We start from the raw sequence: 12831 nt of genomic DNA, 5'->3' as shown, positions 1-12831 counted from the left end.
CCTGATGTGATTGGAATGAGACATCAGTTTGCTCATAATTATCTTAGAGTAAATTTTGTCATTCTTTGAAATACTTTAAATAATGAAACCCATAATAAAGGAATTCTTTGAAACTATTCTCAAGGAATTAAAGAAAAAATTGCTATAAATATAAAATGTGTGAAAACCAAAATATCATAGACAGTTAACTTACTAATACTCTTTTAATTAAAATCTAGAATTTTAAGAGATATTATCCCCAAAAATACATTAAATATAAGTTTAGAATATCTTGCACCACGAAATTAATTCTCCTTTTCAAATTAACTTTTATAATTCATAATTTATTTAATATTAATTTCAGCAATAAATTAAATCATATAAATAGTTGATAAATTCCATTAAAAATTACATATTCCATTATTGGTTCATTCAATCAGTTGTGTAACATAATATATAGTTTAAATTTTTCATGTCATTACATACAAAATGCAAAATAGTTTTAGTTCATTAATACCTGCATTTATCCATCATGTTTTTCTTAATTTATGATCATATTTCAAATTAAAGATTAATCTTAAATAATTTGACTAATAATAATGAATAAAAATAATAATTTATAATTATATAAATATAACTTACTAGTTTATAATGGAATATTAAAATGATTGAAGAATATAACACAGTAATTAAAAATCCTAGAAAAGTGATAACACGTTTTGCTTCATGTTATCCTAATGTTTATAGGGTTGCAATGACTTCGTTAGGTTATCAGATTATCTATGATTATCTTAATGCTCGTGAGGATATTTATTGTGAAAGAGTTATTTATCCACAAACCAAGAGTATTGAAACCAGAAGTGACCTTGCTGATTTTGATATTGTGGGATTTACTTTACAATTTGAACAGGACTATTTTAACATGATTGACATGTTAAAACGTAGCAATATTCCATTAGAAAGCAAGAACAGACGTCCAAACGACCCCTTAGTAATTGCCGGGGGCCCTTGTGCAGCATCCAATCCTCTTCCTATTTCCAAGTTTATTGACTTGTTTGTAATAGGTGATGCTGAGATGATTATTGATGATATCATTGATGTCAGGAGTGATACAAATAACCCCCGTGAAGACATTTATGATTTCCTGGACATACCTGGTGTTTATAAACCTGGTGAACCAGTGAAAATACAACAAGTTAAGAATATGAAGGATGCTTGGAGACCTATTTACCAGATTGTAACCAAAACTGATAATAAGAAGTTTGTTCCTGCATTTGGTACTGATGCATTCCTTATGGAAGTTTCACGAGGTTGTACCCGTGGATGTAGGTTTTGTATGAGTGGTTGTATGTACAGGCCCCGACGTGAAGTGCCACTAGATATTCTATTAGACACTGCTGTTAAAACTCGTCATGCAACTGGTCATAACAAGGTTGCACTTATTGGTGAGGCTGTTAGTGATTATAGTAAGATTGAGGAGTTATGTTGGAATTTATATGAGGATGGTTTTCAGATTGCTACTCCATCACTTCGTGTTGAATCTGTTAGTGATGAACTTTTAGAGATTTTTAAGACAAGTGGTATGAAAACTATTACCATTGCACCTGAAACCACTTATAAGCAACGTCTTAAGCTTAATAAGCCAATGACTGATAAGGATATTGTCAGTACTATTGACCGGGCTCTTGACTTGAAGTTAAAAGTGAAAATGTATCTTCTTTTAGGTACTCCCGGTGAAACCAATGATGACGTTTTAGAGTTAGTTAATTTTCTTAGAGCAATAACTAGTCGTGGTGTTCGTTATAATGCCATTACAACTAGTGTTAATCCTCTGATTCCTAAACCTCATACTCCTTTACAGTTTATGGGTTTTGATTATGATACCCTGTTTGATAGGTTTAAGAAGTACAGTGTTCGTCTAAGACATAGAAATAAACAAGAAAACTTGAAAAAAGCTACTATACAGTATGTTCTTACTAATAGTGGTGTTGAATTAAATGATTTGTTAAAAGTGGGAGATAAAATTTCATTTAAGGATTGGTACAAGCTTGCATATAGTATTAATAAAGCTAAGTTGAATGATGATTATCATGTTCCTTGGCATGAAATTGATGTTGGTATTAATGAAAAATTCCTGGTAAAAGAGTATGAAAAAGTAAATGATGCTATTGTAACTCCATGGTGTGAAAGTGATGGTTGTTATAATTGTGGAAGTTGTAATTAGAGTTTTAATTTGAATTGAGGTAGTTTATTATGAATATTGGAGCAGATAGAGTTAAAGATATTAATTTATCACAGGTACGTAAAATGTTTGAACAGGCTAGTCCTACTGCTATTAATCTAGCACTTGGTGAACCTGATTTTGATTGTCCAAAACATATTATTGAATCATTGAAGAATGCATTGGATAATAATTTTACTCATTATTCACAGAATAAGGGTGAACCAAAGTTACGTGAAAGTATTGCTCGTAAATTAAATAAAGATAATGATATCAGAGTTTCCAGTGATGATGTGATTGTTACTGTTGGTGCTAGTGAAGCTTTATATTCTAGTATTCAGGCACTTGTTAATCCGGGTGATGATGTTTTAATTCCAGATCCTGGTTTTTTATCTTATGCTGAGTGTGTACGTCTTGCTGGTGCAAATAGTGTTCCTGTTAAGTCAAGTAGCAAAAATGGGTTTAAAACTACAGTATCTGATGTTGAGGATGCTCTTACTCCGGACACTAAGGCAATTGTAATTAATTCTCCTTGTAATCCTACTGGTGCTGTTATGGAAAAAGAGGATATTAAGGCTATTAGTGATCTTGCTACTGATAAGGAATTTATTATTTTTTCTGATGAAATCTATGAGAAGATTATTTATGGTAAGAAACATTATAGTTTCCAGAGTTTTACTGATAATGCTGTGACGATAAATGGTTTTAGTAAGGCTTATGCTATGACTGGTTTACGTGTTGGTTATTGTGCTTCTAGTCCTGAGATTATTGAGGAAATTCTTAAGGTTCATCAGTATAATGTTGCTTGTATTGATACTGCTACTCAGGTTGCCTGTAATACTGCTTTAACTGGTAGTCAGGATTGTGTGAGTGAGATGACAAGTGAGTTTAGAAGAAGAAGGGATCTTGTTGTTGGTAGTCTTAATGATATGGGTCTTGATTGTGTAATGCCTGATGGTGCTTTTTATGTGTTCTTCCATCATGATAATCCAGTTGATTTTGTTCAGAAGGCTGTAAAAGAAGATGTTATTATGGTTCCTGGTGGTGCTTTTGGTAGTATGGGTGAGGAATTTATTAGGTTGTCTTATGCTCAGAGTTATGAGAATCTTGAGGAGGCTATGAGAAGGTTGGAAAAAATTGTTTAATATTTTATTTCCATTTTTCTAGTTCTTTTTCTATTTTTTCTAATTCTTTTATTGTTTTTTCTGTTAGTGTTATGTTTTCTTGGTATATTTCTATTTTTTCTTGGTATATTTGTACTAGTGGTAAGCATTCATCGAAGAAGTCACTGTCCATGTATTGTGATCGGTAGAATTTTAGTGTTCGTTGGTTTGTATTTGTTTCTTTTTTGCAGTGCGTGATGTATTTTTGTAGTGTTTGTATTTCTTCTTTTGCGTCTTGTTTTATTTGCACATAGCTTTGATATACATCATTTATGTTGCTTTTAAAGTATTCTGGTAATTCTTCTGGTGTTGTTTTGAAGTCTTTTGCATTGTCTTCTATGAAATGTTCGAGTTCGTGATGGTAATTTTTGTATCCTTGTATTGCATTTATTAATTCTTTTTTTTCTGTGTTTAATAGTTTTAATGTTTTGGTTTCTGTTTTGATTCTTTGTTCTATTTCTTTTTTTGCTTTAGAAATAAATTCGTTTTGAGCATTGTTTGTCATAGAATTACCACCTATTATGTTAATTGTTTATTATATTTATTAAAAATAGGTTATAATATTATTTCTAGATTTAATTGTAAAATTTTGTTAAAAATAAGTAAGCGCCGAGACCGGGATTCGAACCCGGGTGGACATCTGTCCAGTGGCTTAGCAGGCCACCGCCGTACCAGGCTGGGCCATCTCGACTTGTTAAAATAAGACTGTATAAAAGTATGTTATTTGTTACATTTATAGTTTACGATTTTAATGTTATTGTTTCAGAGCGGCATGTAATTGGATGGACATACCTCATAGAAATAAGTGATCTAATTCCGTAACTCCACCCCGCTGATCCATAAACATCAGTTGTCTAAAACAGAGCTGCTTCTTTCCAGACCTGACCCATTCAATTAATTAAAATAGTTTAATCCAACCCTCCAGTTGAACCCCTATTACCGCTAATCCTATGGGACGAGACTTCGACATCACAGAAATAGGCTTATTAATATTTAATATGCCTCTCCAAAAACTTCGGTTGCTCCATATAGAGGATTTGAGCTTACAAGAGACCACTAACCTCCCAACCTAGCCTATTATAATTTAAGTTTAAAGGTATTAATAAATGTTTTGAAATTTAATGAACAGGTATAAAAATAGTTAATTATTATGAAGAATATTTTAATAAAAGTGATTGAGAATTATGCAGTTGATAACGATAAGCATATAAATTATTTGTAACAACTTTTAGATAAATGATTAGAACAATGAAATTAGTAAAAATAATTTTTGAATATAGATAATCTATATTCTTTTTATGGAAGTTAATAATTAAGTGTTAAATTTTAGTAACACGAGAGGTGACATAAACTTATAATACAATGCCTTAAAATTCTTATTCATATATTCTTTAACTAATGATTCATCCACCTTAGATAATACTTTTTGAATAATAGAACAAGTATCATAATCTAAACTATCCAAACCACCATCAGTATTCTCCAATATAATTTCTATATACCTGAAAATACGAATATAAAACATTAAAACAACATTTAAATCATCCTCACCACATCGTTCAAAAACATCATAAATATCCAGAATTCTCTGCATTGGTAATTTATTATCACCAAAATCATTAGTAGAAGAGTTAGGATTAGTTATCCTATAATAATAAAATGCATCATTAATATAACGTATTTTTTCAGCCTTAATAGCAGTTTCATAGAAAAATGGATTATCAACCCAGCCACCCTTAGGAACTTCCAGGAAGTTAATATTATTATCAATTAAGAAGTTCCTACGATAAATACCTGCCCAAATTGATGGATGGCCCTCCACTATTAATGGTTCTTCTTTTAAAGTAAATACACCATTATTAACAAGATTTCTTTTAGCAACATCAATTTTTATTTGCACATCATTTTTATCATAATCATTCAGATAGAAGAAATTACTTTTAATAATGTCGACAGTATCATCTTCTGAAAGAGAATACAATGTTTCAAACATGTTACTGCTGATATAATCATCAGTTTCAATAATACTAATATATTTTCCCTTGGCTTCCTTAAGTCCCATGTTTACTTGGTATCCGTAACTTTTCTTATCAGAAGTTAAAAACTTTATCCTATCATCATCTTTTTGACATTCCTTTATTATATCTACTGTTTTGTCTGTGGATCCTGCATCTATACAAATCACTTCAATATCAGTTAATGATTGATTAAGAACACTTTTTAAACACTGCTGCATATAATCTTCAACATTTAATGACGGCATTATTACAGAAATTATTGGTGATGTATTCATTATCTTATCCCCCACATTAAATTTTTTTTTATGATTCCATCTCTTTTTTCTTTTCTTGAACATTCCTATAATAATTTCTATCAATTAATAATCCATAGTAATCATTCATTTTATAGTATGTTTTCTTCAATAACTCATATTCATAGTAAGTCTCTGAGATTATAATCATTTCAAAGAATTTCCTATAATGTAATGATATATTATCCAAGAATTCGTTGCAAAAATTATCATCTAATAATATTTGTTTTAAATCTTCACGAATAGCATTATAATAATTCTCTTTATAGTCTGGAGAAATTTTATTCAATGCATCCAGGGTTGTCCACATTTTATTATCATATAATTTATTATTATTAGTTTCCAATTTATTGAATTGCCTGAATATATCTATAATGTTATTCTGTATAGGTATTGTGTTAAATAGCTGATTATCATTAATTTTATTTAATTTTTGATAATACTGTTTAATTGTGAATAATGCTTTTTTAATGTATGAAATTCTTTCAGACTGGAATATGGAATTATATACAAATGATTTAACATCATCATTCATAAACTTAATATTATTTTCTTTAATAAAATTGGTATTGAATAATTTATTTTCTATTGAAACATCCATTTTTGTTAAATCATCAATAGATTCATAGTTGAATACCTGCCCACCTACTTTATTGAATGCTTTTTCTTCTTCAATATGACCGGTTTCATCTAAAATTTTCTTGTTAGATACTGTTACTTGTGAAATATTTTCTTCAGATTTTTCAAATAATATTTTTAAAGCATCCTCACTAAGTATACATCCCGGATTTGTTATATAAACATATTTTCCATTTATTTTATCTAAGGTACTGTTTAAAGCATCAGCTAATCCAATATGTTCATAGGAATCTATTTTTAAATTATCATATTTTTGCTGATATTCACTGAGTATTTCTAGTGAAGCATCACTTGATGCATCATCAATACATATTATTTCAATGTCATCCAATGTTTGATTTATTATGCTATCCAATGATTCATTTAAGAAGATTTGATTATTGTAAACATACATTATTACAGAAATTTCTACCATAGTAATCAATCCCCCACATTATCGTATTATCCTTTTAAGTAAACGTAAAGGACTTGTTATTTTCCAAGAAGTTGAGTTAATAACTGTGTCTCTGAACTTTCTTAATTCCATATTTTCATAATATAATCTATATTTTAAGTCAAGTAACTCTTCGACTTCATAATACTTATCATTAAATAAGGACCATTTTGCTTCAATATTCAGCACCTGCCCATCTTTAACTTTTTGCTCAAAAAGTATAGGATCATCATGCCATGACACTCTTTCCTTATCCAATATCGTTTCACCATCAACTATAATACTATTATACTTGATTAAAACTGGAATCCTATTATCTTGATCATCCCTATAATCGATACTACGGAATTCTATGAGGAAATCACCATCACCCTCACATTCAACTTGTAAGTTAATTTTTCCCTCATTAGATTCTATTATTAATCCTTTACCTTCTTCATCAACAAACCATTCAGGTTGGGTAATTTCACATTCCAGCTCATCCTGATTCAATATTTTAACATTATTATCCTTGCTTCCAAAGTTCTTGATATCCATTCTGCCCTCTGAAACAAGATAGGATAATTCATCATAGTTACTGAACAATTCTAAGTTACTACTATAATTTAATGGAGACCATTTTGCACGTACATTAACAGTTTGACCATCCCGCACTTCTTTCTCGACAACGATTGGATTATCATGCCATGCTACCCTACTTCTATTCACATAATTAACCCCATCAACTATTACTTCAGAGAAATCTATGAATATTGGAATACGGTTGTCTTTTTTATCCCTATAATCTAATCCTTTAAAGTTAATTCTTAGAAGACCATCATTTACACACTGGAAAGTAAAGTTTATGTCACCTTTAATACTATTTAATACCATACCTTTTCCTTCCTCATCAGTAAACCATGATGGCTTGGATGGAATACACATAACATCATCACATTCAAGTAAAGTAACGTCATTATCTTCTTCTCCAACATTTTTAATGTCAAATCTTGATTCATAGTATTTTCTAAGGAATTCAGCATTATTATCATAGTATTGTGAAGTTAATTCATCCTTTAAGCCTTGTAATTCTTCAGTTACACTGTCAATATTCTTATCTGTTACTGTTTTAATTGTGTTTAATTCATGATATGAAGATTTAGCCAGATTATTTTTATCAGAAGAATATTTGTCCTCATCCATTAGTTTAACATATTCTTTCAGTTCATCTAATTCAATGAAGTTATTGTTTAGGCATGCCTCTTCAAATAAACATTTCTTGATTAAATTATACTCATCAGAGGATGCACCCATATCTTCATTAACAATATAATCCATTATAAAGTATCCGAAATCTTCCTTATTAAAGTAATCTTCATAATTATTGAAGTTACTTCTTATTATTTCAATGATTTCAGGGTCCTGCATATTATCAGAGTAAATTAGATAATAACGGATGAATTCGTTCTTGTATAATGACAGTGCTGAGTTAAAATTGTTTTTCTTAAATATGTCAAAAATTTCCTTGAAATGAATGATATAAGAATATTTTTTTTCATATGAGTCAATTTTCTCGTTAACTCCTCCACCAATGGAATGATTATATCCATACAAGTCTACAGGCACCATATAACATTTATCTGTGTTGGTTAATACATTAGCCATGAATATAGGGTCTTCACCTGCACGCATGTTAGGAAAACGAATATTATATTGATTTAAAAATTCTTTTTTAAAAATGTTTTTATAGAATGCGAAAGGAATACCATATTCCTGTGTAGTTTTTTCTTCTTCTTTAAATGCATATGCATATTTTGTGTTCACATAATCATAGTACTTGTCTACGGTGTAATCTTGGTTTATCCATTTAAGATTTCCACAGACCAGGTCGGCATTGTTTTCCTTAGCGGAATTGTACATTTTTTCTAATGCATCTTCGTCAAGAAAGATGTCATCAGAATCCAAAAATGCTATGTATTCCCCAGTAGCATAGTCTATTCCAGTGTTTCTTGCTATTCCCGGACCCGCATTTTCCTGGTTTACTATTACTAGTTTATCATAATCTTTTTTTATTTTATTTAATACTTCTAGAGAATTATCTGTTGATCCATCATTTACACATATTACTTCTACATCTTCAAATGTTTGATTTTCAATACTGTTGATAGCGTTTTGTAAATAATTAGATACATCATAAACTGGCATTATTATTGATATTCCTACCATAAAAATCTCCCATTAACCTGTAACTTATTCTAGTAACTTAGTTATTTATTATTATTGAAAATATTATAGAATCATGAAAAAAAAATTCATTAATATATTTAGTATGTTATTTAAAAAGTTTATATTTTACCCATATATTTTTTAAGACTGAAAAAAAGTTTAAAAAAAAAGAAAATATTATTTATTAGAATCATGTAATTTATCTTCTAAAACATGAATCTTAATTTTATTGAAAACATTCTCATAATAACTTCTAGAATAATGAGTGGAATATAATCCCCAAATATTTCCTTCATCTAACGATGTATCTGATGGGAATGGTATTACTATTGTATCATGATTATCTTCAATGTACTGTTCTAACTTTTTGAAATAAGGGTTTAATTTTTGTGCTTGTTCATGGAAATCCTGTCTATATCCATAAGTTCCATCATATTTTATGTACTGATCTTTTAGTTCTATTTTTTGTAGGATTACTTTTAGTTTCGGATAGTTTTTGGATAAGTATTCGAAGAATTTGTCACAATTGTCTTTCCATAATTCAAAGTATTCATGTTCATTATCAAATATGGTGATAGGTCGTAGCTTTGATTGGTTGTTTTCATAGAATTTTGTTTTATAGATATAGTCACTTCTCGTAATATATGTATCTTCAAATGCAAATACTCCCCACCGGATGTCATGAACCATATTGATTACAAGATAATCTATGTTATCAAGGTGTTTGAATATTTCTTTTTCAAAATCTCTTCTTATATCAGAATCTATGAATAGTTTATCCGGAGCATTGATTAAGTACTTAATATCCTCTTCTGCATAACTTATTTTTGGGTTCATTAAACTGATTATTGTGCTTCTCTGATGTTCATACATCTTGTTAAAATCTTTTTTATAATTGTTATAACAGGTTCTGAATGGATCAACACTAACACATGAACCAAATATTGCGATATTAGTTTTCGTGGTTTCTGCTTTTTCTTCTTTGTTTGTGACATTAAAATTTATTATGTTACTGTTGTTGTTTAATGCTGTTTTTTGTGTGTCAATAAATTTTTTGGTTTCTTCACAATCTTTAGTTAATATGTTGACATCATCCGTATTAAAGAAGTTATCCAATTCTGGATAATAATAGTAAATAGTTTTTGTTTCTATTTCTACATTTATTCTTTCAAGATTATGGCATCTCTTTGAGAATAAGAATGGATTATCATGATCTATTAACATATCCTTAGAGATGAAACTTTTACCATTTAATATGAGAGTTATACAATTTATGTATACCGGTTTTCTTTCATCATGTATGTTTCTGTAATCAAATCCCCTGACTGCTATTTCCAAATGGCCATCATTTTTACATTGGAAGTGTAAATGTTTTTTTCTACCTTTAAATTCTATTTTTACTCCTTTACCATTTTCATTTTGGAACCAGTCTGGAGCTTCTATTGATAAATCCTTATCATACCTTATATCTCTTTCAAAGAATTTAATATCATTTGAAGCATTGCCCCTATTTTTTATATCTATACGTGAATATTTCCAAACTTGTTTTAACCAATGCAAACTGTTTTTGAAGCGTTCCTGATCAATCGTTTTATCCTTAAAATTATTGAATATTAAGTCTAACTGTTCTTCGTATTCAGTTAACATTTCTTTTTTTATATTGTTTTCAGAATTGTTTGACAAAAAATTATTCCCCTACAAATTATTATGTTTAAAAGTTTAATTTTAATATTATTTAAATTTAATTCTTTATATTAAAAATATGTCCATTAGAATATTACTTTTTTGAATTGAAAAAAGATATAAGAAAAACAATAATATCCATCAGAGCATATTAGATTTTAACACTTTATTAAAAATAAAATGAAAAAAAATACAGTCTTCATTTATTCAAGTTCTGTATTGTATAATTCACATAAGTCTGTGAATGGGCATTCCATGTGTTGTGGGTTGATTGGTTTACATATGTTTTGACCAAACTGAACCATTAAATCATTAATGGGTAACCAGTACTCCTGGGGCACTATTTCACGTAGAACATCTTCGGTTTCCTCGGGTTCTTTTGTATGAACAAGTCCTAAACGGTTGGATATCCTGTGAACATGCACATCTACAGGTATTGCATCCTTTTGGAAGCCAAATACTAGTACGCAGTTTGCAGTTTTTCTGCCAACACCAGGTAATTTCATTAGTTCCTTAATATTATCCGGAACGATTCCCCCATATTCATCGAGTAGTATGTTTGACACTTCTTTTATTCTTGCTGCTTTCACATTATAGAATCCTGCCTGTCGTACTAGTTGTGCTATTTCTTCTACTGGTGCTTCTGCTACTTCTTCCATCGTGGGATATACCTTAAATAGGCTTTCTGTTGCTTTGTCAGTGTTTTCGTCCCTTGTTCGTTGGGATAGTATTGTTCTTATAAGTACCTGGTAAGGTGTTTGGTCTTCGAATGTTCTTCTTTCAAATATTGATTCTAGTTCGTCAACTATGAATTTTATTTCATCTGTTGAGAAGTTTCCTTTCATATTTTCGTCCATTTTCTTGATTCCTTAGTTTGAGATTTTGTTCATTACATCTATAAAGTTGGGGAATGATATGTCATAACAGGATGCGTCTTTTATGCTGATGTTTCCTATTTTCAGTCCTAATACATAGAATGCCATTACCATACGATGGTCCATGTGTGAGTCGACTAGGCCACCTGTTGGTTTTCCCTTGATTATTAGTCCGTCACGTAGTTCTTCCACTTCTACTCCGACGTTTTCTAGTTCTATTGCACAGTTATGTACTCTGTCTGTTTCTTTATATCGTGCATGTTCTACTCCTGTTATCTTGGATGTTCCTTCTGCTTGTGCCATTAGTACTGCTACTGTTGGTAGAAGGTCTGGTGCGTTTGATAAGTCTATGTCAAATGCTTTGAGTTTTCCATCACTTTTTATGTGTATGTCTGTTTCGTTGATTGTTACGTTGGCTCCCATTTTTTGTATTATATCTACTATGATTTTGTCTCCCTGCATTGAGTCTTTGTAGAGGTTTTGGATTGTTATGTCTGATGGGATCATGCTTGCAACGGCTAGGATGTATGATGCTGATGAGTAGTCTCCTTCTATTGTGTAGTCTGTGCATTCATATTTTTGTGGTTCTATGTAGTATGATGAGTATTCTGGCTGGTTTGTTGTGTCGTATTCGAATTCTATTCCGAATTTGCTTATAACTGATAGTGTCATGTTTACGTATGGTTTTGATACGAATGTTCCTCTTACATTTAGTGTTACTGGTTTTTTGGAGTATGGTGCTGCCATTATGATTGAGGATATGAATTGACTGCTTACGTCACCTTTGATGTCTGTTTCTCCCCCATCAAATCCTCCTTTTACTATGATTGGTGGTGTTCCGTTGCTTTGTGATGAGTGTATGTTTACTCCTAGGTTTTCTAGTGCATCTATCAGGTCTTGCATTGGTCTTTTTCGTAGTGATTCGTCTCCTGTGAATATTGTGTAGTTTGCTCTTGGTGCTATTGCTGCTATGCTGCTTAGTATTCTGACGCTTGTTCCACTGTTTTTTACGTCTATTATGTTGTCTGGTGTTCTTATGTATCCTGCTGTTCCTTGTACTATGCATTTATCGGGGTATCTTTGGAATAGTGCTCCTAATTGTTCGCATGCTTCTAGTGTTGCTAGTGTGTCTTCGGAGTATAGTGGGTCTCTTAGTACTGATTCTCCTTCTGCTAGTGCTGCTGCTATGAATGCTCTGTGTGAGTAGCTTTTTGATGCGGGTGCTTTTATTGTTCCTGTGATTTTTTCTACTTTTTCTATTTTTAAGTCCATAAAAAGAGTCTCCAATGTAATTATTAAAAAAAAATTGTTTAAAATGAGTA

General features: G+C 30.4%; 9 protein-coding genes, 1 tRNA gene and 1 other RNA gene. 2 read left to right on the top strand and 9 right to left on the bottom strand.

Annotation, left to right across the window (positions count from 1 at the left end; translation table 11 throughout):
- Nucleotides 1-643 precede the first annotated feature (643 nt).
- Complete coding sequence (locus tag PXD04_RS15230) at nucleotides 644-2203, top strand: radical SAM protein (RefSeq protein ID WP_323735678.1); 1560 nt, start codon at nucleotides 644-646, stop codon at nucleotides 2201-2203.
- 29 nt (nucleotides 2204-2232) lie between these two features.
- On the top strand, nucleotides 2233-3345 hold the full coding sequence (locus PXD04_RS15225) for a pyridoxal phosphate-dependent aminotransferase (protein WP_323735677.1): 1113 nt from the start codon (nucleotides 2233-2235) through the stop codon (nucleotides 3343-3345).
- A gap of 4 nt (nucleotides 3346-3349) precedes the next feature.
- Here the strand turns inward: PXD04_RS15225 and PXD04_RS15220 are convergent, their stop codons facing one another.
- The 9 genes from PXD04_RS15220 to aroA all read right to left on the bottom strand — a co-directional run bounded on the left by PXD04_RS15220 (nucleotide 3350) and on the right by aroA (nucleotide 12781).
- Entirely contained in the window at nucleotides 3350-3868 is a 519-nt protein-coding gene (locus PXD04_RS15220) for a hypothetical protein (RefSeq protein WP_323735676.1), read from the bottom strand.
- A 102-nt stretch (nucleotides 3869-3970) separates the two neighbouring features.
- Nucleotides 3971-4054 (bottom strand) — tRNA-Ser (locus PXD04_RS15215).
- A 73-nt stretch (nucleotides 4055-4127) separates the two neighbouring features.
- An RNA gene (gene ffs, locus PXD04_RS15210) (signal recognition particle sRNA) lies at nucleotides 4128-4443 on the bottom strand.
- 232 nt (nucleotides 4444-4675) lie between these two features.
- The gene (locus PXD04_RS15205; protein ID WP_323735675.1) at nucleotides 4676-5656 is read right to left on the bottom strand and encodes a glycosyltransferase; all 981 of its coding nucleotides are present in this window, start codon (nucleotides 5654-5656) and stop codon (nucleotides 4676-4678) included.
- 28 nt (nucleotides 5657-5684) lie between these two features.
- On the bottom strand, nucleotides 5685-6728 hold the full coding sequence (locus PXD04_RS15200; RefSeq protein ID WP_323735674.1) for a glycosyltransferase family 2 protein: 1044 nt from the start codon (nucleotides 6726-6728) through the stop codon (nucleotides 5685-5687).
- An 18-nt stretch (nucleotides 6729-6746) separates the two neighbouring features.
- Complete coding sequence (locus PXD04_RS15195; protein WP_323735673.1) at nucleotides 6747-8951, bottom strand: glycosyltransferase family 2 protein; 2205 nt, start codon at nucleotides 8949-8951, stop codon at nucleotides 6747-6749.
- Nucleotides 8952-9128: 177 nt separating this feature from the next.
- Nucleotides 9129-10634: a DUF6270 domain-containing protein gene (locus tag PXD04_RS15190; RefSeq protein WP_323735672.1), complete on the bottom strand. Its 1506-nt coding sequence runs from the start codon at nucleotides 10632-10634 to the stop codon at nucleotides 9129-9131.
- 203 nt (nucleotides 10635-10837) lie between these two features.
- Nucleotides 10838-11491: an endonuclease III gene (nth, locus tag PXD04_RS15185; protein ID WP_323735671.1), complete on the bottom strand. Its 654-nt coding sequence runs from the start codon at nucleotides 11489-11491 to the stop codon at nucleotides 10838-10840.
- Between the two features lie 12 nt (nucleotides 11492-11503).
- The gene (gene aroA, locus PXD04_RS15180; protein WP_323735670.1) at nucleotides 11504-12781 is read right to left on the bottom strand and encodes a 3-phosphoshikimate 1-carboxyvinyltransferase; all 1278 of its coding nucleotides are present in this window, start codon (nucleotides 12779-12781) and stop codon (nucleotides 11504-11506) included.
- Between the last annotated feature and the right edge of the window lie 50 nt (nucleotides 12782-12831).

Source organism: Methanosphaera sp. ISO3-F5 (assembly GCF_034480035.2).
Classification (GTDB): domain Archaea; phylum Methanobacteriota; class Methanobacteria; order Methanobacteriales; family Methanobacteriaceae; genus Methanosphaera.
Note: the sequence above shows the minus strand (reverse complement) of the source record. Positions and strands in the feature narration are given on the sequence as shown.